Genomic DNA, 24158 nt, shown 5'->3' on the forward strand with positions numbered 1-24158 from the left:
TCCCGCCTCTCTGATGGCCCCGTGCGTCGGGGACCCGGGCGCCCTGAGACCTGGGTCCGTCCGTCGGACCGGACGTGGCGGGCGGCCTGCTCGAAAATTAGCGTCGAGGCCGTTGCGCGACCGGATGTGTGAAGAACCTTCCCGGACTCCTCCCGTCGCGAAGACCAGAACCACGAGGGAGCCGTCGGGGGGGCCGCCACGGTCGGAGGACCGGCCGGAGATCGCCACGCACGACCGGCACCGACGTACGCTCGTCGTCGGTCAGCAGCGCCGACCTCACCCTCGAGGCGGTGCTGGCGGCCGACGCCTGGGCGCGCTCGCGCGCCGCGGCCCTGGTGGACCAGCCGGTGGAGCAGCAGACGTAGGAGGAGCGCAGCGGTGGACCTGGTGATCTACGTCCTGGGGGCCGTCGTCTTCTTCGCCCTCGTGATGGCCTCGATCGGCCTGCACGAGATCGGGCACCTGGTGCCGGGCAAGCTCTTCGGGGTCAAGACGACGCAGTACTTCGTCGGCTTCGGCAGGACGCTGTGGTCGACGCGTCGCGGCGAGACCGAGTACGGCGTCAAGGCCGTCCCGCTCGGCGGCTACGTGCGGTTCGTCGGGATGTACCCGCCGGACAAGGCGCACCCGGACCAGGTCCGCAGGACGCGGACGGGGCTCTTCCAGACGATGACCGACCAGGCCCGTGCCGCGGAGTGGGAGGACATCCGGCCCGAGGACGACGGCCGGCTGTTCTACCAGAAGCGCGGCTGGCAGAAGGTGATCATCATGGCCGGGGGGCCGATGATGAACATCCTGCTCGCCTTCGGCCTGCTGCTCGGCGTGACCGCGACCTACGGGGTCAACCGGCCGCAGCTGACCGTGGCCGAGGTGCAGGAGTGCATCGTCCCCGGCGACGCCACCGACACGTCCTGCGCGGGCAAGGCGCCGACGCCCGCGGCGCAGATGGGGCTGCAGCCGGGGGACCGCGTGGTGGCCTTCAACGGCCGTCCCGTCGACTCCTGGGCCGACGTCTCCACGCTCATCCGCGGCAACCTCGACCGACCCGCGCAGCTGACCGTCGAGCGTGGCGGGCAGCGCGTGGTCCTGCCCAGCGTGAACACCGTGGTGCAGGGCGTCCCGGACGCGCTCGACCCCTCCAAGCGGGTGGCCGCCGGGTTCCTCGGCGTCGTCCCCACGGTCGAGCGCGTGCGTGGCGGGCCGGTGGCGGTCGTCCAGGACATGTGGACCATGACCGAGCAGACCGCCGTCGCGCTCGTGCACTTCCCGGCCAAGGTCTTCTACACCGGCTACAACCTGGTCACCGGCAAGCCGCGCGACCTGTACGGGCCGATGAGCATCCTCGGCGCCAGCCGGGCGGCGGGGGAGATCGCCTCGACCAACCAGATCGGCACCGCCGACAAGGCCGCGGCCCTGTTCTCGGTGCTCGGCTCGGTCAACCTGTTCGTGGCCCTGTTCAACTTCGTCCCGCTGCTGCCGCTGGACGGCGGGCACATCGCCGGGGCCCTCTGGGAGGCCGTGCGCCGGCGCCTGGCCGCCCTGTTCAAGCGACCCGACCCGGGTTACGTCGACACGGCCAAGCTGCTGCCCGTCGCGTACGTCGTCGGCCTGCTGATCGCGGTCTCCGGCTTCGTGCTGATCCTCGCCGACGTGATCGACCCGATCCGGCTGTTCTGAGCCGCGCCCGGGCGCCTGCCCGCCACCCGCGCGACTACGCTGGACCACGCCATGACCACCGTGAACCTGGGCCTGCCCGCCCTCCCCCCGCCCGTGCTCGCCCCGCGCCGCAAGACGCGCAAGATCAAGGTGGGCAAGGTGGACGTGGGCGGCGACGCCCCGATCAGCGTGCAGTCGATGACCACCACGCTGACCTCGAACATCAACGCCACGCTCCAGCAGATCGCCGAGCTCACCGCGACCGGCTGCGACATCGTGCGCGTCGCCGTGCCGAGCCAGGACGACGCGGACGCGCTGCCGGCCATCGCGGCCAAGTCGCAGATCCCCGTGATCGCCGACATCCACTTCCAGCCCAAGTACGTCTACGCGGCCATCGACGCGGGCTGCGCGGCCGTCCGGGTCAACCCGGGCAACATCCGCGCCTTCGACGACCAGGTCAAGCAGATCGCGGCCGCTGCGAAGGACCGGGGCACCTCGATCCGCATCGGCGTGAACGCGGGCTCGCTCGACAAGCGGCTGATGGCCAAGTACGGCAAGGCCACGCCCGAGGCGCTCGTGGAGTCGGCGCTGTGGGAGGCGAGCCTGTTCGAGGAGCACGACTTCCGCGACTTCAAGATCAGCGTCAAGCACAACGACCCGGTCGTGATGGTGCGCGCGTACGAGCTGCTCAGCGAGGCGTGCGACTACCCGCTGCACCTCGGCGTGACCGAGGCGGGGCCGGCCTTCCAGGGCACGATCAAGTCCTCCGTCGCTTTCGGGGCGCTGCTGAGCAAGGGCATCGGCGACACGATCCGCGTCTCGCTCTCGGCCCCGCCGGTCGAGGAGGTCAAGGTCGGCCTGCAGATCCTGCAGTCGCTGAACCTGCGCCCCCGCAAGCTCGAGATCGTCTCCTGCCCCTCGTGCGGGCGCGCCCAGGTCGACGTCTACACCCTCGCCGAGAAGGTCACCGCCGGGCTCGAGGGCATGACGGTCCCGCTGCGCGTCGCCGTCATGGGCTGCGTCGTCAACGGTCCGGGCGAGGCCCGCGAGGCCGACCTCGGCGTGGCGTCGGGCAACGGCAAGGGCCAGATCTTCGTGCGCGGCGAGGTGATCAAGACGGTGCCGGAGGCCGACATCGTCGAGACCCTCATCGAGGAGGCCATGCGCCTGGCCGGCGAGATGCCGGCCGGCGAGAGCGGGGCCCCCGAGGTCTCCGTCGCGGGCAGCGCCCCGGTCGGCGTCTGAGCGTCCGGGTCCCGGGTAGGAGGACACGGTGACCGCCACCCGGACCGGTGACCAGGCGGGCGTACGCCCTCGCGGGAGGGTCCGTGTCCTGGGTCGCGACGACGTCCCCGCGGCGATCCGCGTGCTCTCGGAACGTCCAGTCGAGAACGTCTTCGTCGCCGCCCGCGTCCGGGCGGCCGGGCTCGACGCGTCCACCCTGGGCTGCCAGGTGTGGGGCTACGAGCGCGGCAGCACGCTGACCGCGCTGTGCCACGCCGGCTCCAACCTCGTCCCGGTCAACGCCGACGACGAGGCGCTGGAGGCCTGGACCGAGCACGCCGGCCGGCAGCGGATGTGCGCCTCGATCATCGGGCCGGCCGACGTGGCGACCCGCTTCTGGCACATGCTCGGGGACCGCTGGGGCTCGTCGTGGGCCGACGTCCGCGACGTCCGGCCGCACCAGCCGGTCATGACGATCACCGGTGAGCCGCTGGTGGCGCCCGACCCCCGCGTACGCCGCGTGACCCTGGAGCACTGGGACGCGTACACCGACGCGGCGATCCGCATGTACACCGAGGAGATCGGCGTCTCGCCGGTCTCGGGCAACTCCGCCGGCTACCGCTTCTACGTGCGCCAGCTGATCACCAGCGGACGCGCATTCGGGCTGTTCGACGGCGACCGCGTCGTGTTCAAGGCCGACCTCGGCTCCGTCTCGGGGACGGTCTGCCAGGTGCAGGGCGTCTGGCTCGACCCGTCGATGCGCGGTCAGGGCCTGGCGCCCGGCGCGATGGCCGCCGTGGTCAAGCTCGCGCGCACGATGGTGCCGACCGTGTCGCTCTACGTCAACGACTACAACCACGCCGCCCGGGCCACCTACGACCGCGTGGGCTTCCGCCAGGTCGGCGAGTTCGCGACGATCCACTACTAGGCCACCCGGACGGACGGGCGTCGGTCTGGCGGCCCGCGGCCGTTAGCGTGGCCCCCATGTCCAAGGTCCTCACCAGCCTGCCCGTCGGTCAGCGGGTCGGCATCGCGTTCTCCGGCGGTCTCGACACCTCGTGCGCGGTGGCGTGGATGCGCGACGCGGGCGCGGTCCCGTACACCTACACCGCCGACCTCGGCCAGTACGACGAGGACGACCTCGTCGGCGTCCCGGGCCGCGCCAAGGTGTACGGCGCCGAGGAGGCACGGCTCGTCGACTGCCGCGCGGCGCTGGTCAACGAGGGCATCGCCGCGATGACCTGCGGCGCGTTCCACATCCGCTCGGGCGCGCAGACCTACTTCAACACCACGCCGCTCGGCCGCGCGGTGACCGGCACGCTGCTGGTCCGCGCCATGCACGAGGACGGCGTCTCCATCTGGGGCGACGGGTCGACGTTCAAGGGCAACGACATCGAGCGGTTCTACCGCTACGGCCTGCTCGCCAACCCGGGCCTGCGCATCTACAAGCCGTGGCTGGACGAGCGCTTCGTCACCGAGCTCGGCGGGCGCAAGGAGATGTCGGAGTGGCTGGTCGCCCACGACCTGCCCTACCGCGACCCCACCGAGAAGGCCTACTCGACCGACGCCAACATCTGGGGCGCCACCCACGAGGCCAAGTCGCTGGAGCAGCTCGACACGACGATGGAGATCGTCGAGCCGATCATGGGGGTCCGCTTCTGGGACCCCGAGGTCGTCGTCGAGCCCGAGGACGTGACGCTGACCTTCGAGGGCGGGCAGCCGGTCGCCATCAACGGCACCGAGTTCGCCAGCGACGTCGACCTGGTGCTGGCGGCCAACGCGATCGGCGGCCGGCACGGGCTCGGCATGTCCGACCAGATCGAGAACCGGATCATCGAGGCCAAGAGCCGCGGCGTCTACGAGGCCCCCGGGATGGCCCTGCTGGTGCTCGGCTACGAGCGGCTGCTGTCGGCGATCCACAACGAGGACACGCTCGACGCGTACTTCACCCAGGGCCGCCGGCTCGGCCGGTTCCTCTACGAGGGCCGCTGGTTCGACCCGCAGGCGCTGATGCTCCGCGAGGGCCTGCAGCGCTGGATCGCCTCGCCCGTCACCGGGACGGTGACCCTGCGGCTGCGGCGCGGCAACGACTACACGATCGTCGACACGACGGGCCCGTCGCTGTCGTACCAGCCCGACCGGCTGTCGATGGAGCGCAACGCGAACGCGGCATTCGGCCCGACGGACCGCATCGGGCAGCTGACGATGCGCAACCTCGACATCGCCGACACGCGCACGCGGCTGCAGGGCTATGCCGAGCGCGGCCAGCTGGTCGCCAAGGACCACCTGCGCTCCGACATCACCCTGCACCTGGACCTGGGTGACGTGAGCGACAACCTCAGCGCGTACGCCAGCAGTGCCGAGCTCGAGAGCGGCAACCCGGGCGACCCCGAGACGCTCGACCGCGCCGCGCTGGAGTCGGGCACCGACTGAGCCGGGTCGCGGACGAAGCGATCGGAGACCGTTTGGGACCGTTCCCGCAGGGCTGACGAGGGTTCAGACAGGCAGCGCCCCAGGCTCGGAGGAGCCCGGAGGCGCCGGACCGCACCGAGGCGGCCCAGCCTCGGAGGTCTGGAGCACCATGAGCCATCGGATCCTGAGCCGGGGGGCCGCCGTGCTGGCGGGTGCCGCCCTGCTCGCCGTCGCGTCCGCGGGCGTGACGCCCGCCCTGGCGGTGACAGCGAGCCCGCTGCCCGGCCGCACGCACCTCTACGTCCCACCCGCGCCCGACGGCGCGAAGGACCAGATCCAGCGGCTGAGGGCGAACGGCCGCGACCGCGCCGCCGCGCTGATCAAGGCCGAGACCCGCACACCCCAGGCGGTCTGGTTCACCGACGGCACGCCCGCGGAGGTTCGCCGAGCGGTCCGGGCCGCCAGCACGCGGGCGCAGGAGAGCCGGACCGTGCCGACCTTCGTCGTCTACAACGTCGCTGGCCGCGACTGCTCGCAGTACTCCTCGGGCGGGGCGGGCTCCGACGCTGCGTACCGCGCCTGGATCGACGGCTTCGCCCAGGGGTTGATCCCGCGGCAGAAGGTGGTCGTCGTCGTCGAGCCCGACGGCCTCACGAACCTGCCCGCCGACTGCCCCGCGGCCTACCCGGGCCAGGACGCCGGCGCCTTCCCGAACCCGGCGCCCGGCAGCCTGACCGCCGGGCGCATCGCCGACATCGCCTACGCGGGCCGGACGATCCAGCAGGCCGACCGCAAGGCGCTCGTCTACCTCGACTCGGGCCACAGCGCCTGGAAGAGCGTGGCCGACGCGACCGCCCGCCTCAGTGCGGCGGGGGTCCGGGACGTGCAGGGCTTCTCGCTCAACGTGTCGAACTACCAGTTCACGCCGAACCTGTCGGCGTACGGCACCTGGATCTCCAGCTGCCTCGCGCTGCACCCCGACGCGGCCACGACGACCCCGACCGACTGCGGGGACCAGTACTACAGCGGGGGACCGGCCAACGGGGACGTCGGCGTCGCGCTCGACCCGCAGCAGGTATGGAGCGCGACCGCGACCGACCCGACGGCGAACACCGCGGGGATCGACTCGCGCTACGCCGCCGAGCTCGCCGCGGTGAAGGTGAAGCCGAAGGCGCACTTCGTCGTCGACACCAGCCGCAACGGTCGCGGCCCGTGGGTGCCGGCCGCCGGGACGAGCTATCCCGACCCGCAGGTCTGGTGCAACCCGCCCGGGCGCGGCCTCGGCGAGCGACCGAAGACGCACCCGGCCAAGGCCTACCCGCAGCTCGACGCCTACCTGTGGATCAAGACCCCGGGACAGTCCGACGGGCAGTGCAACCGTGGCGTCGCCGGCTCCACGACCGACCCGGAGTGGGGCGGGCGGACCGATCCGGCCGCCGGGGTGTGGTTCGGGCGGCAGGCCCTCCAGCTCGCACGGCTCGCCGAGCCGGAGCTGCTGCCCCGGCGGTAGCGGCTGGTCCACGAACCGTCGACCGGTAGGTTGCCGCGCTCCGCCTCGCGTGTCGGGCGCGGCAACCTACCGCTCGTGGGGCTGGTCGGTCACGCGGGCGACGAAGTCGGTGATCTCCCGCTCGGCCTCCGCCCGGGTCGTCGGCTCGTTGTGGACCTCGTGCCGTACGCCGGTGAAGACGCGGGTGCGCACGTCGGCATGGCCGGAGCGCACCAGGCGGTTGGCCACGTGGTAGGCGCCCTCGCCGTAGTTGGTGACCGGGTCCTGGTCGCCGGCCAGGACCAGCACGGGCAGGTCGGCGGGGACGTGGGCGTACCAGTCGTCGCCGTTGACCTGGTCGTAGAGGTCGACGAACCCCTGCAGGAACCGCGCGCTCAGCGGGGCGCCGAAGTTGTTGAAGGGGTCGCGGGCGTGGTCGGCGACCACGTCGGCGTCGAGCGCCACCCACGCCGTCGGGCCGGCGCCGGGCCCGTAGCGGTCGAGGAACCCGTCGAACAGCTGGCCCACGAGCTCCGCCGGCGCCGGGTCGGCGGCGTGGTCGCCCGTCGCCAGCGCGGCGAGCGCGGGTCGGTCGAGCACCTGCTCCATGCCGTGCATCTGCGCGGCGATGCCGCCGAGCACCAGGCCAGAGAGCCGCGCCTCGGGGTCCGTGGCCACGGCGCGGGCGATCATCGAGCCCCAGCTGTGGCCGTAGACGACCCACGGCAGCAGCGAACCGTCACCCAGCAGCGCCCGGGCCTTGGCCTGGAGCGTGAGCTCGTCGGCCACCACGACCCGGGCCGCGTCGTCGCCCGCGTCGGCCCACACGCCCGACTCCATCGCCGTACGGCCGTGCCCGGCGTGGTCGCCCGCGACCACGACGACCCCGGCGTCGAGGAGCGTCGTCACCAGGTGCAGGTAGCGGCGCGAGTGCTCGCCGAGCCCGTGCACGACCTGCACGACCGCGGTCGCCGGGACGACGGGCTCGTAGACCCACGCCTGGACGGTGTCGCGGCCGTTGGCCGAGGTGAACGAGATCTCCTGCAGGGTCACGCGGACCGCCTCTCCCCGGCGTCCTCGCCGGTGCCTGCTGCTGGTGCCTGCTGCTGGTGCGCGTGCTGACGCTAGCGCCACCCCCTGACAGAGTGCCCAGGGTGAGCCGGGAGGCGTGGTGACCGCGGAGACCGACGGGCCCCTGGCGCCCGGCTTCCGGCGCTTCTGGTGGGGCGAGGCGGTCTCGGGCTTCGGCAGCGCCGTCACCGGCCTGGCCCTGCAGACCCTCGTCGTCGTCACACTCGGCGGCACGGCCGTGCGGGTCGGCTGGCTCAACGCCGCGACGTGGCTGCCCTACCTCGTGCTCGGCCTCGTCGTCGGCGCCCTCGTCGACCGGGTCCGTCGCCGCCCCGTCATGGTCGTCACCGACGTGCTGCGCGCCGGCCTCCTGGCGGTGGTCCCGCTCGCGCACCTCGCCGGGGTCCTGACCCTCCCGCTCCTGCTCGGGGTCGTGCTCGCCTTCGGGACGGCGTCGTTGGTCAACGACGCCGCGTCGCAGTCCTTCGTCCCGCGGCTCGTGCCCCGCGCCGCCCTTCAGCGCGCCCACGCCCGCCTCGACGGGGCCGCGGCGCTGGCCCAGACCGCCGGCCCCGCGGTCGCCGGCCTGCTCGTCCGGCTCGTCGGCGCCCCGCTCGCGGTCCTCGTGGACGCGGCCTCGTACCTGTTCTCGGCCGTCGTCGTGGCGACCCTGCGTCACGTCGACGAGCCGCCCCGCTACTCAGGCGACCGGCTGACCGCCCGGGTGCTGGGGCGCGAGGTGGCCGACGGCGTGCGCTGGGTCTACGGCCACTCCGGCCTGGCCCGGCTGGCCGTGGCCACGCACGTCTGGTTCGCGGCGCAGTCCGTGCTGGTCGTCGTGGTCGCGCCGTACGCCCTGCTGCGGCTCCGGCTCACCCCCCTCGAGCTGGGGCTGGCGTACGCGGTCGCCGGCGTCGGCGCACTCGTCGGGGCGGCGGTCAGCACGGCGGTCGGCCGGCGGCGCGGCACCGGGCAAGCGGTCGTCACGTCCTACCTGACCAGCGCCGTCGGGGCGCTGGTGATGACGGGCGCCCTCGCCGTGCCGGCCGGCTGGGCGGCGGCCGGCGTGCTGGCGGGCGGCCAGCTGCTGCACGGCTGGGCGATGGGCCTCAGCAACTCCCACTAGATGAGCTATCGCCAGGCGCTCACCCCCGACGCGCTGCAGGCCCGGACCAACACGACCATGCGCTCCCTCAACCGCGCCGTGGTCGTCGTCGTCTCCCCGGCGGCCGGGCTGCTCGCCGTCACAGCCGGGTACGGCTGGAGCCTGGCCCTGGCCGCCGCGGTGTTCGCGGTGTCGGGGCTGCTCCTGCTCGCGTCGCCCTTCCGGCACGCCCGCACCGGCTGAGCCGCCCGGGCGGGCCGGTCGAAACGCGCTCGGGGGCGCGCACCGGCGTCGGTAGGGTGACCCGGTGATCGCCAGGATGTCGGAGCTGTTCGTACGCACCCTGCGGGAGGACCCGGCCGACGCCGAGGTGCCGAGCCACACCTGGCTCGTGCGCGGCGGCTACATCCGCCGCGCGGCGCCCGGCATCTACTCCTGGCTCCCGCTCGGGTTGAAGGTGCTGCAGAACGTCGAGCGCATCGTCCGCGAGGAGATGGACGCCATCGGCGGGCAGGAGGTGCGCTTCCCCGCGCTGCTGCCGCGCGAGCCGTACGACGCGACGGGCCGCTGGACCGACTACGGGCCCAACATCTTCCGCCTCAAGGACCGCAAGGGCGCCGACTACCTGCTCGGGCCGACGCACGAGGAGATGTTCGCCCTCGTGGTGAAGGACCTGTACTCCTCGTACAAGGACCTGCCGTTGACGCTCTACCAGATCCAGACCAAGTACCGCGACGAGCCGCGGCCCCGCGCCGGCATCCTGCGCGGGCGCGAGTTCGTCATGAAGGACTCCTACACCTTCGACATCGACGTCGACTCGTTCCGCGAGCAGTACGCGAAGCACCGCGCGGCGTACATCAAGATCTTCGACCGGCTCGGCTTCGAGTACGCGGTCGTCTCCGCCATGTCCGGGGCGATGGGCGGCTCGGCCAGCGAGGAGTTCCTGGCGCTGTCGGAGACCGGTGAGGACACGTTCGTGCGCTCGCCGGGCGGCTACGCGGCCAACGTCGAGGCCGTCCGCACCCCGCTGCCCGACCCGGTTCCGTACGACGACGTCCCGGCCGCGCACGTCGAGGACACCCCCGACACCCCGACCATCGCGACGCTCGTCGCGGTGGCCAACGAACGCTTCCCGCGCAGCGACCGGGACTGGACCGCGGCCGACACGCTCAAGAACGTCGTCCTGATGGTCACCGAGCCCGACGGCACCCGTGCGCCGCTGGTCATCGGCCTGCCCGGCGACCGCGAGGTCGACCTCAAGCGGGTCGGCGCCCAGCTGGAGCCGGCCGAGGTGGAGGTGTTCGACGCCTTCGCCGACTACCCGATGCTGGTCAAGGGCTACATCGGCCCGCAGGTGCTGGGCAAGGACTCGGGCAGCGGCATCCGCTACCTGACCGACCCCCGCGTCGGCGAGGGCACCCGCTGGATCACCGGGGCCAACGTCAACGGCCAGCACGTCTTCGACCTCGTCCGCGGCCGCGACTTCGACGCCGACGGCTCGATCGAGGCGGCCGAGGTGCGCGCCGGGGACCCCGCGCCGGACGGCTCGGGTCCGCTGGAGCTGGCCCGCGGCATCGAGATGGGCCACATCTTCCAGCTCGGCACCCGCTACGCCGAGGCGCTGGGCCTGCGCGTGCTCGACCAGAACGGCAAGCTCGTCACGGTCACCATGGGCTCGTACGGGCTCGGCGTCTCCCGGGCGGTGGCCGCGGTCGCGGACAACACCTGCGACGAGAAGGGCCTGGTCTGGCCGCGCGAGCTCGCGCCCTACCTCGTCCACGTGGTCGTCGCCGGCAAGGACCCGGCGGCCCTGGCCTGGGCGACCGACCTGGGCACGCAGCTCGACGAGGCGGGCGTCAGCGTGCTGCTCGACGACCGCAAGGCGAGCCCGGGGGTCAAGTTCGCCGACGCCGAGGTGCTCGGGATGCCGACGATCCTCGTGGTCGGCCGCGGCTTCGCCGACGGCCAGGTCGAGCTGCGCGACCGTCGCAGCGGCGACCGCCGCGACCTGACCCTGGACGACGCGCTGGCCGAGACCATGGCCCACGCGCACGGCCGGACCAGCATCGATGCCACGGCGCTCGGCTGAGCGACGGGTCGCTCAGCCCACGTGCACGTGCGGCCGGCGTGACCGGTCGCGCTCGGCCCGCCGCAGCACCTCGCGGGTGACGGGCGCGGCCTCGCCGACCCCGAAGAGCAGGAAGCGCAGCAGGTTGACCACGGGGTTGCCCTCGGTCCACTCGAAGTAGACGTGCGGGCGCCGGCCGGTCCGGTCGCGCACCTCGAGCATCAGCGCGGCGATCGCGTTGGGCACCGAGGACGCCTGGAGGCGCAGGACGCGGTAGCGACCGCAGCGCACCTCGCCGGTCACGTCGAGGCGGCTGACGAAGTCGGAGGGGTCGGTGACCGTGATCTCGACGAAGATCACGTCGCCGTCGGGCAGGTCGTTGTCCCGGGTCACCTGGCGCAGCTTGTCGCTGTACTCGTCGCGGTCTCCGCGGTCCGGCTCGTTGGCGACGAAGCGGATCGTGCGGTGGGCGCAGTCGCGCACGAAGCGGCTCGCCAGGTCGTCGAAGGTCACCTCGGTGACGCGCAGCTCGAAGGCCCGGCCGACGCGGGAGGCGAGGGAGACGAGCAGGATCGCGGCGATGAAGATCGCGGCGATCTTGACGCCGTCCGGGCGCTCGACGACGTTGGCCGCGGTCGTGTAGCCGAAGACCAGGGCGACGGCACCGAAGGCGACCGTGCGCCCGCGCTGCCCGGCGTGGTGCGCGGCGAGGGTCACCGCGAGCGCCGCCGAGGTGATCAGCACCAGGACGCCGGTCGCGTACGCCCCGCCCTGCGCGTCGACGTCGGCCTTGAAGACCACCGTGATCACGAAGGCGCCGGCGGTGAGGAGGAGCACGAGCGGGCGCACGGCGCGGGTCCAGCCCGGCGTCATGCCGTAGCGGGGCAGGTAGCGCGGGATGAGGTTCAGCAGGCCCGCCATGGCCGACGCGCCGGCGAACCACAGGATCGCCACGGTCGAGGCGTCGTAGACGCTGCCGAAGGTGCCGCCGAGGTAGGAGTGCGCCAGGTAGGCCAGGGCGCGCCCGTTCGCCGCGCCGCCGGGCTGGAACTCCGCGGCCGGGATGAGCAGGGTCGTCACGAGGCTGCTGCTGATCAGGAACACGCTCATGATCACCGCGGCCGTGGTCAGCAGGCGCCGGGCGCCGCGGATCCGGCCCGCCGGACGCTCCGGCGTGTCACCGGGGGCGTCGGAGACGTGGGGCATGATCGCGACGCCGGTCTCGAAGCCCGACAGGCCGAGGGCGAGCTTGGGGAAGACGAGCAGCGCGACGGCCACGACCATCAGCGGGTCGCCGCCGTGCTGCTGCAGCAGGGCCGAGCGCCAGTCGACGAAGAGGGCCGGCGCGCTCGCCACGTGCGCGAGCGCGACCCCGATGACGACGACGTTGAGGGCGAGGTAGGCCCCGACGAGGGCGACGGCGATGCCGATGGCCTCGGTGAAGCCGCGCAGGAAGACCGCGCCGAGCAGCGCGAGCAGCGCGAGGGTGACGACGACCTCGTGCCCGCCGAGGAACGGTTCGAGGTGCGGGTTCTCGGTCAGGTGGGCCGTCGCGTCGGCCGCCGAGAGGGTCATGGTGATGAGGAAGTCGGTCGCCGCGAAGCCGAGCAGCACCAGGACCAGCAGCTTGCCCTTCCAGAACGACATCAGCCGCTCGAGCATGGCGATCGAGCCCTCGCCGTTCGGGCTCTCCTGCGCGACGCGGCGGTATACCGGCAGCGCGCCGAGCAGGGTGAGCGCGACCAGGACGAGCGTGGCCAGCGGCGACACCGCCCCGGCCGCGAGCGCCGCGATGCCGGGCTGGTAGCCGAGGGTGGAGAAGTAGTCGACGCCGGTGAGGCACATGACCTTCCACCACGAGTGCTTCTTCTCGGTGGTGTGCGGCTTGGCGTGCGGGCCGAGGTGGCTGGACGGAAGGCGTCTCGTCGGCTCCGTGCCGTGCATCAGCCAGGCTCGGACGGGATGGTGCTGCACCGGTCCGTCGGGGGCGGTCCCCGTGGTCCGGCGGGGCACGACGGTGGTGGTCACGCGACGCTCGCAATCTCGGCACTCGAGGGACCGCGGGCGCGGTCCCTCCATCCGAGTAGAGCGCGACGAGGACCCCTCTTGGCGAGTCCTTCACGCGATTTCTACGCCTCGACCACGCCGCGACGAGCCCGCCGCCGTGACCCCGCGCTCACGGCTGGAAGCGGTAGCCCATCCCCGGCTCGGTGAGCAGGTGGCGCGGCCGGGCCGGGTCGGTCTCGAGCTTGCGGCGCAGCGCCTTGACGTACTGGCGCAGGTAGTGGGTCTGGTCGGTGTAGGTCGGGCCCCACACCTCGAGCAGGAGCTGGCGCTGACCGACCAGGCGGCCGGGCTGGCGCAGCAGGACCTCCAGCAGCTGCCACTCGGTGGGGGTCAGGTGCAGCTGCTCGGCCTCGGGACCCGCGAGGCGGGAGGCCTCGGCCTCGTCGTCCGCGGCCCGGCGCACCACGTGGTCGGCGAGGTCGACGGCCCAGTCGCCGATGCGGACCGGCTCGGGGGTGCTCGGCTCGCCGACCCGTCGGCTGACCGCGCGGACGCGCGCCAGCAGCTCGTCGACGTTGAAGGGCTTGGTGACGTAGTCGTCGGCGCCCGCGTCGAGGGCCTCGACCTTGGCCCGGCTGTCGAGCCGGCCGGAGAGGATGAGGATCGGCATCGGGGTCCAGGACCGCAGGCTGCGGACCACCTCGACGCCGTCGAGGTCGGGCAGGCCGAGGTCGAGCACGACGAGGTCGGGACGGCTGTCGTGCGCGACCTGCAGCGCCGCGCGACCCGAGCCGGCCGTGACGACGTCGTACGCGCGCGCCTGCAGGTTGATCCGCAGGGCGCGGAGGATCTGGGGCTCGTCGTCGACGACGAGGACCTTGGTCACGACGCCGTCCCGACCGGGGCCGCGTCGGCGGCCTCGTGCCGGACGGCGGCGGGCAGCGAGATGGTCATGGTCAGCCCCCCTCCCGGGGTGTCCTCGGGCTCGAGCGTGCCCGCCATCGACTCGACCAGCCCGCGCGACAGGGCCAGGCCGAGGCCGACGCCGGTGGTGTTGTCGTGGTCCCCGAGGCGCTGGAACGGCAGGAAGATCTGCTCCCGGTCGTCCTCCGGCACCCCGGGCCCGGTGTCGATGACCCGGATCTCGACCCGGGAGCCGTGGCTGCTCGCCCCGACCTGCGGCGGGCTCCCGGCGGGTGAGTAGCGCAGCGCGTTCTGCACGAGGTTGGCGACGGCACGCTCGAGCAGGGCGGGGTCCGCCTCGACCTCGGGCAGGTCGTCGGCGAAGCGCAGCACGACCGGCTCGCCGGCGGGGCCCAGGCTGGCGACCGCGGCGTAGACCACGTCGGGCACGTCCACCTCCTCGACGACCAGGGCCAGCGCCCCGGCCTGCAGCCGGCTCATGTCCAGCAGGTTCTCGACCAGCCCGCTGAGCCGGTCCAGCGAACCCTCCGTCGCGTCGAGCAGCTCCTCGCGGTCGGACTCGCCGAGCCGCAGGCCGGGGGAGCGCAGGGTCCCCACGGCGGCCTTGGCCGACGCCAGCGGCGTACGCAGGTCGTGGCTGACGGCGCTCAGCAGGGCCGTGCGGACGCGGTCGACCTCGGCGAGCGAGCCGGCGGTCGCGGCCGTCGCCTCCAGGCGCTGGTGCTGCACCGCCGACGCGGCCTGGGCGGCGAAGGCCTCGAGCACCCGCCGGTCGTCGGCCTCCAGGGGGTGGCCGGCGAGGACGAGGCTGTACCGGTCGTCGACGTGCACCTCCGCGTCGCCGGCCCCCGGCGTCGCGCTGACCGGCGAGCCGACGGCGGCGACCACGTCCCAGGCGTCGTCGGCGTGCTCGACGGCGGGGCCGCCGCCGCTCTCCGCGCGCCGCTCCAGCAGCGTCACGGACTGCAGCGCGAACGTCTCGCGGACCTGCTCGAGCAGCGCGGGCAGCGGGCGGGACCCGCGCAGCACGCTGCCGGCGAGGGTGAAGAGCGTGGCTGCCTCGGTCTGGGCGCGCAGCGCCTCGCGCGTCCGCCGCGCGGAGGCGTCGACGACGCGGCTCAGCGACAGCGCGACGACGAGGAAGGCGAGCAGGGCGACGAGGTTCTCGCGCTCGGCGACGGTGAAGAGCCGCAGCGGCGGGGTGAAGAAGTAGTTCAGGAGCAGGAAGCCGCCGACGGCGGCGAGCAGGGCGGGCAGCATCCCGCCGACGAGCGCCACCGCGACGACGAGCAGCAGGAAGACCACGAGGTCGGTGGCCAGGGACACGTCGCCGTCGACGAGGAGCAGCCCGCCGGTGACGAGGGGCAGGCCGAGCAGCACGAGGGCCAGGCCGCCGAGGCGGCGCCGCAGGCTCAGCGCGCTGGCCCGCCCGGAGCGCACATGCCGCAGCCAGGGCCGGCTGCGGTGCGCCGTCCGCTCGTGGGTGACCAGGTGCACGTCGATCGCCCCGGACTCCGACGTGGTCGTCACCCCGACGCCGGGGCCGACGAGCTGCGCGAGCCGGCCGCGACGGCTCGCCCCGAGCACGAGCTGGGTGGCGTTCACCCCGCGCGCGAAGGCCAGGAGGGCGTCGGGCACGTCGCTGCCGACGACCTGGTGGTAGGTCCCGCCGAGGTCCTCGACGAGCGCGCGCTGGCGCGCCAGGTGGGTCGGGTCGCCGCTGCGCAGGCCGTCGCTGCGGGCGACGTGCACGGCCAGGAGGTCCGAGGCCGTCGTCCGGGCGGCGACGCGGGCGGCCCGGCGGATCAGCGTGTCGCCCTCGGGGCCGCCGGTCAGCGCCACGACCACCCGCTCCCGGGTCTCCCACGGCGCGCCGATGCCGTGGTCGGAGCGGTAGCGCTCCAGCTGCTCGTCGACCTTGCCCGCCACCCACAGCAGCGCGAGCTCGCGCAGCGCCGAGAGGTTGCCGACCCGGAAGTAGTTGCCGAGCGCCGCGTCGACCCGGTCGGAGGGGTAGACGTTGCCGTGGGCGAGCCGGCGCCGCAGGGCCTCGGGAGCCATGTCGATCAGCTCGATCTGGTCGGCCCGGCGCACCACGGAGTCGGGCACCGTCTCCTGCTGGCGCACGCCGGTGATGTCGGTGACCACGTCGTTCAGCGACTCGAGGTGCTGGACGTTGAGCGTGGTGACGACCGTGATGCCGTGCTCGAGCAGCTCCTCGACGTCCTGCCACCGCTTCTCGTGGCGCGAGCCCGGGGCGTTGGTGTGGGCCAGCTCGTCGACCAGCGCCACCTCGGGGCGCCGCGCCAGCACCGCGTCGACGTCGAGCTCGCTGATCGTCGTCCCGCGGTAGGTGGTGCTCGTGCGGGGCAGGACCTCGAGGTCGCCGAGCAGGTCGGCGGTGTGGCGGCGCCCGTGCGTCTCGACGAGGGCGACCACCACGTCCGTGCCGCGCTCAGCGCGCCGGATGCCCTCCTCGAGCATCTTGTACGTCTTGCCCACCCCGGGGGCGGCGCCGAGGTAGACGCGCAGCTCGCCCCTCACCATGACCCGATCCTCTCTCGCCCGTCGCCCGGGGACGTCAGCCCTGCCGCGGGAAGCGCGTGTCGAGCGCGGCGTTCAGCGTCACGACGTTCACGACGGGCTCGCCGAGGAAGCCGAGGGCCCGCCCGGTCGTGCTCGCGGCGACCAGCTGCTCGACCTCCGCGGTGCTAGCCCCGCGTTCGCGGGCCACCCGGGCGACCTGCAGCCGCGCGTACGCCGGGCTGACGTCGGGGTCGAGGCCCGAGCCGCTGGCGGTCACCGCGTCGGCGGGCACGGCGGGCCGGGTCGGGGCCGTGCCGCGCACCGGGGTGACCACCCCGTGGGAGTAGTCGTCGCCCGGGGTCGCGCACTCCACGCGGACGCCCTCGTACGACGCGACGAAGGGCTGGGCCGGGCAGGCCTGGTTGACGCTGACGACCTTGGTCGCCGGCCCGGTGAGCCCCTCGGTGCGGAAGACGACCAGCACGGCGCCGACGCCGTCCGCGGTGCAGAAGGGACGCGAGCCGTCGACGCCCTCGGTCTCGCCCACCGCGGCGCTGCGGGCGCAGACCTGGGTCAGCAGGCTCTCGCTGCCCTCCGCCGCGTCGGAGCCGGCGGGGGCGGCGGGGTCGGGCAGCGTGTCCACGACGTCCTCGGGACCGAGGTTCGACGCGCTGGTAGCGGTCGGGTCGTAGCCGTCGCCGGCCGCGGAGGGCCGGGTCTGGAAGTACTGCGGCAGCGCCGTGCCGTCCGCGTCGGTGAAGGACTGGCCGATCAGGCTGCTGCCGGCGACGGTGCCGTCGGCGCGCCGCAGCAGCGAGCCCTCGGCGTGGCCCCGCAGGCCGGGCAGCTGGCTCACGGCGAGCACCGCCAGCGGGTAGACCAGGCCGAGCAGGACCGTCAGCACGAACAGGGCCCGTACGGCGGCGAGGTGGGTGGACAACCAGGAGGAACGCATGTCAGGACAACCCCGGGAGGAGAGAGAGGAGCAGGTCGATGATCTTGATGCCGACGAAGGGCGCGACCACGCCGCCCAGGCCGTAGACGAGCAGGTTGCGCCGCAGCATGGCGGCGGCGCCGCCGGGCACGTAGCGCACGCCGCGCAGGGCGAGCGGCACGAGGGCGACGATCACCAGGGCGTTGAAGATCACCGCGGCGAGGATGGCGGTCTCCGGGCTGTGCAGGCGCATGACGTTGAGCGCGCCCAGGCCGGGGTAGACCACGGCGAAGATCGCCGGGATGATCGCGAAGTACTTGGCGATGTCGTTGGCGATCGAGAAGGTCGTCAGCGCTCCCCGGGTGATCAGCAGCTGCTTGCCGATCTCGACGATCTCGATCAGCTTGGTCGGGTCCGAGTCGAGGTCGACCATGTTGCCGGCCTCCTTGGCGGCCGAGGTGCCCGAGTTCATGGCCACGCCGACGTCGGCCTGGGCGAGCGCCGGGGCGTCGTTGGTGCCGTCCCCGGTCATCGCCACGAGGCGGCCGCCGGCCTGCTCGGCCTTGATCAGCGCCATCTTGTCCTCGGGCGTCGCCTCGGCCAGGAAGTCGTCGACCCCGGCCTCCTCGGCGATCGCTGAGGCGGTCATGGGGTTGTCGCCGGTGATCATCACCGTCCGGATGCCCATCCGGCGCATCTCGTCGAAGCGGGCGCGCATGCCGGGCTTGACGACGTCCTTGAGGTGGACGACCCCGAGGGCCTCGGCGGGGGCGTCCCCGCGCCGCTCGGCGACGACGAGCGGGGTCCCGCCGGCGGCGCTGATCGCGTCGACGGCCTCGGTGACCCGCGGGCCGGGGCGCCCGCCGTGCTGGCGGACCCAGGCCAGGACTGCGGCCGTGGCGCCCTTGCGGACCTCCAGGGCCTCCTGGCCGGCACCCCCGGGCAGGTCGACGCCCGACATGCGCGTCTGCGCGGTGAACGGGACCCACGTGGCCCCGGTCAGCTCCCCGGTGCCGCGGGACCGGAGCCCGTAGCCGTTCTTGGCCAGCACGACGATCGAGCGGCCCTCGGGCGTCTCGTCGGCCAGGCTGGACAGCTGTGCGGCCTCCGCGAGGCGGTGCGCGTCCACCCCCTCGGCGGTGACGAGGTCGACCGCCTGCCGGTTGCCCAGCGTGATGGTCCCGGTCTTGTCGAGCAGCAGCGTGCTCACGTCGCCGGCGGCCTCCACGGCGCGCCCGGACATGGCCAGCACGTTGCGCTGCACCAGGCGGTCCATGCCGGCGATGCCGATGGCCGACAGCAGGGCCCCGATCGTCGTGGGGATCAGGCAGACGAGCAGGGACACCAGCACGATGCCGGTCACGCCGTCCGCGTCGAGCACGGCGGAGTCGCCCGCCGCGGCCTGGACGGCGCGGGAGTAGATCGCGAGGGGCTGCAGGGTCGCCACGGCCAGCAGGAACACGATCGTCAGCGCGGCCAGGAGGATGTTCAGGGCGATCTCGTTCGGCGTCTTCTGCCGGCTGGCGCCCTCGACCAGGGAGATCATCCGGTCGAGGAAGCTGGCGCCCGGCTCCTGGGTGATGCGCACGACGACGCGGTCCGACAGCACCCGGGTACCACCGGTGACCGCCGAGCGGTCACCGCCGGACTCGCGGATGACGGGGGCCGACTCACCGGTGATCGCGGACTCGTCGACCGAGGCGATGCCCTCGACGACGTCGCCGTCGCCGGGCACGAGCTGGCCTGCCTCGACGACCACGACGTCGCCGCGGCGCAGCTCGGTGGCCGCGACGGCCTGCTCCTCGACGTCCGTGGCGCCGGGGGTCCAGCCGACGAGGCGCCGGGCGACGGTGTCCTCGCGCGCCTGGCGCAGCGCCTGGGCCTGGGCCTTGCCCCGGCCCTCGGCCACGGCCTCGGCCAGGTTGGCGAAGGCGACCGTGAGCCACAGCCAGACGACGATCGCCCACGCGAAGACGCTGGGTTGCAGCACGGCGAGGACCGTGGTGAGGACCGAGCCGATCTCCACCACGAACATCACGGGGTTGTGCCACAGCGTGCGGGGGTCGAGCTTGCGGACCGCGTCGGGCAGCGAGGTCAGCAGCATGCGCGGGTCGAGCAGGCCGCCGCCGACGCGGCGGGGAGGCCCGGCGTGCTCTGGCCCGGTCGGCTGCTCCGGGGAGCGGGTGGGGGTGTCCAGGACGGTCACGACAGTGCCTCCGCGAGGGGCCCGAGCGCGAGCGCGGGCAGGTAGGTGAGGGCGACGAGCACGACGGTGACCGCGAGGAGCATCCCCACGAACAGCGGCCCGCGGGTCGGCAGCGTGCCGGCGGTGGTCGCCGCCTTCGGCTGAGCGGCGAGCGAGCCGGCCAGCCCGAGCACGAGCACGACCGGGACGAATCGTCCGAGCGCCATGGCCAGACCGAGCGTCGTGTTGTACCAGGTGGTGTTGGCGCTTAGCCCGGCGAAGGCCGAGCCGTTGTTGTTGGCCGCGGAGGTGTACGCGTACAGGACCTCCGACAGCCCGTGCGGGCCCGCGTTGAGCATCGACGCGCGGGCCGACGGCAGGGCCATCGCGGCGGCCGTGCCCACCAGCACCAGCGCTGGGGTGACGAGGAAGTAGAGCGAGGCGAACTTGATCTCGCGCCCGCCGATCTTCTTGCCGACGTACTCCGGGGTCCGCCCGACCATCAGCCCGGCCACGAAGACCGTGATGACCGCCAGCACCAGCAGCCCGTAGAGGCCGGTCCCGACGCCGCCGGGAGCGACCTCGCCGAGCATCATGTTGAGCATCACGACGCCGCCGCCGGCCGCGGGGAACGAGTCGTGGAACGAGTTGACCGCACCGGTCGAGGTCAGGGTCGTCACGGCGGCGAAGGTGGCCGACTGCGACACCCCGAACCGCGTCTCCAGGCCCTCGCCCGCCACCCCGACCGCGCCGGGCACGGTGCCGCCCGCGGCCGCGAGGGCGAGGTTCGTCAGCCCGACGCTGACGGTCGCCAGGACCGCCATGGTCAACGCGATCGCCCGGCCCTGGCCGGTGTCGCCGGTCATCAGGCCGAAGACCCGGGGCAGGCTGAAGGGGATCAGGAGGATGAGGAGCACCTCGAGGGCGTTGCTGAGGCCGTTCGGGTTCTCGAAGGGGTGGGCGCTGTTCACGTTGTAGAAGCCGCCGCCGTTCGTGCCGAGCTCCTTGATCGCCTCCTGGCTGGCGACCGGGCCGCCGGTCAGGTGCTGGGAGCCACCGGCGAGGGTGGTGACGTCGAGGCCGGAGGACAGGTTCTGCACCGCGCCCGCCGCGACCAGCAGGACCGCGCCGACGAACGCCATCGGCAGCAGCACCCGCAGGCTCACCCGGACGAGGTCGACCCAGAAGTTGCCGAGCGAGGCGCTGCTCGCCCGGGCCAGCCCGCGCATCAGCGCGAAGGCCACCGCGATGCCGACCGCGGCGGAGACGAAGTTCTGCACCGCCAGCCCGGACATCTGGGCGAGGTGGCCCATCGTCGACTCGCCCGAGTAGGACTGCCAGTTGGTGTTGGTCACGAAGCTGACGGCGGTGTTCCACGCCTGCGACGGCTCCACCCCGGGGAACCCGAGGCTCAGCGGCAGGTGGGCCTGGACGCGCAGCAGGCCGTAGAGCACGAGCACCGACACCGCGGAGAAGGCCAGGACGCTCCGCGCGTACGCGGCCCAGGACTGCTCGGCCCGCGCGTCGACCCCGACGAGGCGGTAGACGACGCGCTCGACCCCGAGGTCGCGCTCGCCGGTGGCGACGCGGTGCAGGTGGGCGCCGAGCGGGCGGTGCACCAGCACGAGGACGAGCACCAGGGCGGCGACGAAGGTCACGCCGGCCCAGGTCTCGGCCGCGGGAGTGCCCATCAGAACCGCTCCGGGAAGAGCAGGGCGCACACGACGAAGGCCAGGAGCACGAGCGCCACGCCGAGCCCGACGGCGTTCTCGGCGCTGATCGCCAGGGGAGCCAGCGGGCTCACAGCCGCCCACCCCCTCGGACGACGGCGGCGAGCGCCGCGAACACCACCAGCGTGAGCAGGACGAAGACGGCGTCAGCCATCGGATCTCTTTCGCACCTCGCCATGCCAGCAGCGGGAGGCCCCGTCCCGGCGCGGTCTTCACGCGTCCTTCACGCCGACGCCGTAATCTTCACGGCGCCTTCACGCAGGAACCCCTGCAGGCGGACCGGGAGGAGCAGGGCCCTGGACGCCATGACGGGCCTGCTGGGCGTCGACCTGCCGGTGTGGACGCTGGCCGCGCTCGTGCTCGCGGCGTTCGTCGCCGGCTGGGTCGACGCGGTCGTCGGCGGTGGCGGGCTCGTCCAGCTGCCGGCGCTGCTCATCGGCCTGCCGCCCGGGACGCCCCCGGCGGCCATCCTCGGCACCAACAAGGTGTCGTCGATGTGGGGCACGGCGACGAGCTCGATCACCTACGCCCGTCGCGTCCGGCCCGACTGGCGCACCGTGCTGCCCCTCGTGGTCTTCGCCGCGGCGGGCTCGGCGCTCGGTGCCCAGCTGGCCAAGCTCCTTCCCAAGGACGCCTTCACCCCGATCGTCCTGGTCGCGCTGGTCGCCGTGGGCGTCTACACCTGGCGGCGCCCGCAGCTCGGCCTGACCAACGCCGTGCGGCACTCCGGCGGGGCGCACTACGGGCGGACGGCGGTCATCGGGCTGGTGGTCGGCGCGTACGACGGCTTCCTCGGCCCGGGCACGGGCTCGTTCTTCGTCATCGCGCTGGTGGGGGTGCTCGGCTACGGCTTCCTCGAGGCCAGCGCCAAGGCCAAGATCGCCAACCTCGTCACCAACCTCGCGGCGCTGGCCGTCTTCGCGGCGCACGGGACGGTGCTCTGGGGGCTCGGCCTGGTGATGGGCGCGGCGAACCTGCTCGGCGGCTACCTCGGAGCCCGGACCGCGATCGCGCGGGGCAGCGCCTTCGTCCGCCGCGTGTTCCTCGTCGTCGTCGGTGCGCTGGCCCTCAAGCTGGCGTACGACACGGCGCGGACCTATCTCGGGTGAGCCCCCGGCAGGGCAGGATCAGCCTCTCCCGTCTCGTCGTCCAGGAGCGCCCGTGGTCACCGTCCCCGAACCGGCCCGCAGGGCCACGAGCCTGCCCGCCACCGTCCTCGTGGCCGCGGTGCTGGCCTTCGCCGAGGCGGTCGTGCTGCTCGCGGGCCTGGCGGGCGTGCTCCTCACGCTCGGTCGCCTGTCGCTCGGCCGACCGGGCTCGCTCGGGACGGCGACCCTCGTCCCCGTGCTGCTCACCGCGGTGCTGGTGCCCCTGGTCCTCGCGGTCGCGGCGGTGCTCGGCGGCGTCGGCGTCCTCGTCGACCGTCCGGGCGCGCGGGTGCTGCTGACGGTCACGGTCGCGGTCGCGGTCGTCGGCCTCGGCCTGGTGGGCCTCGTCGGCGCCCTGACCGGGCCGGGGGTCGTCACCCCGACGCTCGGGCTGTCGCTGGCGCTGTCGCTCGCCGTGCTGGTCCTGCTCTGGGTCCCGGCCTCGCGGGCGTGGTTCGTCCGGACGCCGCGCTGACGCTCCCGACCGACGGCTCGACCGGCTCGCCTCAGTCGGGCCAGCCCGGCCAGACCTGCAGCCCGGCGCCCCAGGTGACCGAGGTCCGCACGGTGCTCCGCAGCTGGGTGAGGGCGACGGTGCGGGCGCCGGCCGACCCAGCGGCGGCCAGGGTGAGCCCGACGAAGGGCGCCAGGCGGTACTGCATGCCACGCACCAGGCGGGTCGCGTCGGCGGGGGAGCGCACCGCGGGCGAGGGGGCGTACGCGGGCTCGGCCGGCGGGACGTCGGCCTTGCGGCTCAGCAGGAAGGAGATCTGGGCGTCCAGCAGCGTGCGCGCCGACGCGAGCTCGCCGACCGCCCGCCGCCGGGCGGCGCTGGAGTACTTGAGGACCCCGATCGCCAGCTGGTAGCCGTACACGACCGCGTGCAGCTGGGCGACGAGCTCGGCGGACGCCTCCACGTCGCTGAGCAGCGGCGTCGCCCGGTGCTCGCGGGCGCGTCCGACGCCGGGCGTGCGCGACGCGCCCAGAGCGGCGGCGTAGGTCTCGGCCGCGACCGCCAGCGAACCGGCCACGAGGGCCTCGAGGCCCGACGCGGCCGCGGCTGCCCGGCGCTGGGCGGCGGCCTGCGCCGACTCCGCCCGGGCGAGCGCCTTCATCGACGCCGCGAGGCTCTGGCCGGACACGTCCGGGGGCGCGGCCGAGGGCGAGGGGACCGCGGTCGTCGGGCGGGTCGTCGGGTCCGGCCCGGCGAGGGCGACGGCGTGGTCGGCGTGGGCGTCGCGGAGGAAGGTCAGCAGGGCCCTGCGGTCGGCACCGAGGTCCTTGCGGTGCGGCCCGTCCAGGACGGCGGCGGCGCGCACCGACAGCGCCTGCTCGCTCGCCGCACCGGCCGGGACGGTCGGCGCCGGGGCGGGGGAGGCGGACCCGGGCGTCGGGCCCGCGGGCCCGCTCGTGGCCCGGCCGGAGGTCCCCGGGCCCGGCAGCACGGTCGGTGAGGTCGTGCACGCCCCGAGGAGGGGAGCGCCCAGCCCGAGGCCGAGGCCGATCCGCAGCACGTCGCGCCGGGCCCAGCGGGAGCGGTCGTGCCCGAGGGCGGCGTGGGGTGCTTCGGGCACCGCACGAACGTACCCGAGGCCCTCGGCCACGTCGGTATGCTCGATCCTTCGACCGCTGCCGGGTGCAGCGGCCACCACAACTGCTGGGCACAACAGGATCGAGGG

The 24158-nt window shown here is 73.8% G+C and carries 17 protein-coding genes and 2 pseudogenes; 10 read left to right on the plus strand and 9 right to left on the minus strand.

Features of this window, described 5'->3' with window-relative positions; genetic code table 11:
- The first annotated feature begins 378 nt into the window (after positions 1 to 378).
- The 5 genes from BLU42_RS04085 to BLU42_RS04105 all read left to right on the plus strand — a co-directional run bounded on the left by BLU42_RS04085 (position 379) and on the right by BLU42_RS04105 (position 6802).
- Entirely contained in the window at positions 379 to 1677 is a 1299-nt protein-coding gene (locus BLU42_RS04085) for a M50 family metallopeptidase (RefSeq protein ID WP_091073371.1), read from the plus strand.
- 51 nt (positions 1678 to 1728) lie between these two features.
- Positions 1729 to 2901 (plus strand): flavodoxin-dependent (E)-4-hydroxy-3-methylbut-2-enyl-diphosphate synthase, encoded by a 1173-nt coding sequence (gene ispG / locus BLU42_RS04090; RefSeq protein WP_091073372.1) that lies wholly within the window; start codon positions 1729 to 1731, stop codon positions 2899 to 2901.
- Positions 2902 to 2929: 28 nt separating this feature from the next.
- Entirely contained in the window at positions 2930 to 3808 is an 879-nt protein-coding gene (locus BLU42_RS04095; protein WP_172825747.1) for a GNAT family N-acetyltransferase, read from the plus strand.
- 56 nt (positions 3809 to 3864) lie between these two features.
- Positions 3865 to 5313: an argininosuccinate synthase gene (gene argG / locus BLU42_RS04100; RefSeq protein WP_091073373.1), complete on the plus strand. Its 1449-nt coding sequence runs from the start codon at positions 3865 to 3867 to the stop codon at positions 5311 to 5313.
- Positions 5314 to 5461: 148 nt separating this feature from the next.
- Positions 5462 to 6802 (plus strand): glycoside hydrolase family 6 protein, encoded by a 1341-nt coding sequence (locus BLU42_RS04105; protein WP_091073374.1) that lies wholly within the window; start codon positions 5462 to 5464, stop codon positions 6800 to 6802.
- A gap of 66 nt (positions 6803 to 6868) precedes the next feature.
- Here the strand turns inward: BLU42_RS04105 and BLU42_RS04110 are convergent, their stop codons facing one another.
- A complete protein-coding gene (locus tag BLU42_RS04110; protein ID WP_091073375.1) occupies positions 6869 to 7834 on the minus strand; it encodes an alpha/beta fold hydrolase in 966 nt (321 codons plus the stop codon).
- A 115-nt stretch (positions 7835 to 7949) separates the two neighbouring features.
- Between BLU42_RS04110 and BLU42_RS04115 the strand changes: the two genes are divergently transcribed.
- The 3 genes from BLU42_RS04115 (at position 7950) to BLU42_RS04120 (ending at position 11046) form a co-directional block, all read left to right on the plus strand.
- Positions 7950 to 8978: an MFS transporter gene (locus BLU42_RS04115; protein WP_197680609.1), complete on the plus strand. Its 1029-nt coding sequence runs from the start codon at positions 7950 to 7952 to the stop codon at positions 8976 to 8978.
- On the plus strand, positions 8979 to 9200 hold the full coding sequence (locus BLU42_RS21005; RefSeq protein ID WP_197680610.1) for a hypothetical protein: 222 nt from the start codon (positions 8979 to 8981) through the stop codon (positions 9198 to 9200).
- A gap of 76 nt (positions 9201 to 9276) precedes the next feature.
- A complete protein-coding gene (locus tag BLU42_RS04120) occupies positions 9277 to 11046 on the plus strand; it encodes a proline--tRNA ligase (RefSeq protein ID WP_197680736.1) in 1770 nt (589 codons plus the stop codon).
- A gap of 12 nt (positions 11047 to 11058) precedes the next feature.
- On the opposite strand, the gene BLU42_RS04125 is transcribed toward BLU42_RS04120, so the two are convergent.
- The 7 genes and pseudogenes from BLU42_RS04125 to kdpA all read right to left on the minus strand — a co-directional run bounded on the left by BLU42_RS04125 (position 11059) and on the right by kdpA (position 21292).
- A complete protein-coding gene (locus tag BLU42_RS04125) occupies positions 11059 to 13053 on the minus strand; it encodes an amino acid transporter (RefSeq protein WP_331715255.1) in 1995 nt (664 codons plus the stop codon).
- A 148-nt stretch (positions 13054 to 13201) separates the two neighbouring features.
- Positions 13202 to 13918: a response regulator gene (locus BLU42_RS04130; protein WP_091073377.1), complete on the minus strand. Its 717-nt coding sequence runs from the start codon at positions 13916 to 13918 to the stop codon at positions 13202 to 13204.
- Positions 13915 to 16503 (minus strand): sensor histidine kinase, encoded by a 2589-nt coding sequence (locus BLU42_RS04135; protein ID WP_091073378.1) that lies wholly within the window; start codon positions 16501 to 16503, stop codon positions 13915 to 13917. Before BLU42_RS04135 ends, BLU42_RS04130 begins: the two co-directional genes overlap by 4 nt.
- Before the next feature lie 34 nt (positions 16504 to 16537).
- Positions 16538 to 16774 (minus strand): annotated as a pseudogene (locus tag BLU42_RS21270) (potassium-transporting ATPase subunit C); the annotation flags it as partial.
- 366 nt (positions 16775 to 17140) lie between these two features.
- A pseudogene (locus tag BLU42_RS21275) lies at positions 17141 to 17437 on the minus strand (potassium-transporting ATPase subunit C); the annotation flags it as partial.
- Position 17438: 1 nt separating this feature from the next.
- Positions 17439 to 19535, minus strand: coding sequence for a potassium-transporting ATPase subunit KdpB (gene kdpB / locus BLU42_RS04145; protein WP_269458028.1), 2097 nt, complete (start codon positions 19533 to 19535; stop codon positions 17439 to 17441).
- Positions 19536 to 19618: 83 nt separating this feature from the next.
- Positions 19619 to 21292 carry a potassium-transporting ATPase subunit KdpA gene (gene kdpA, locus BLU42_RS04150; protein ID WP_091073380.1) on the minus strand — a complete coding sequence of 558 codons (1674 nt, stop codon included), beginning with the start codon at positions 21290 to 21292 and terminating at the stop codon, positions 19619 to 19621.
- A gap of 344 nt (positions 21293 to 21636) precedes the next feature.
- On the opposite strand from kdpA, the gene BLU42_RS04160 reads away from it, so the two are divergent.
- A complete protein-coding gene (locus tag BLU42_RS04160) occupies positions 21637 to 22440 on the plus strand; it encodes a sulfite exporter TauE/SafE family protein (protein ID WP_091073382.1) in 804 nt (267 codons plus the stop codon).
- 52 nt (positions 22441 to 22492) lie between these two features.
- Entirely contained in the window at positions 22493 to 22954 is a 462-nt protein-coding gene (locus BLU42_RS04165) for a hypothetical protein (protein ID WP_091073383.1), read from the plus strand.
- A gap of 31 nt (positions 22955 to 22985) precedes the next feature.
- On the opposite strand, the gene BLU42_RS04170 is transcribed toward BLU42_RS04165, so the two are convergent.
- The gene (locus BLU42_RS04170) at positions 22986 to 24053 is read right to left on the minus strand and encodes a DUF4439 domain-containing protein (RefSeq protein WP_157719762.1); all 1068 of its coding nucleotides are present in this window, start codon (positions 24051 to 24053) and stop codon (positions 22986 to 22988) included.
- Between the last annotated feature and the right edge of the window lie 105 nt (positions 24054 to 24158).

Source organism: Microlunatus sagamiharensis (assembly GCF_900105785.1).
Classification (GTDB): Bacteria; Actinomycetota; Actinomycetes; order Propionibacteriales; family Propionibacteriaceae; genus Microlunatus; species Microlunatus sagamiharensis.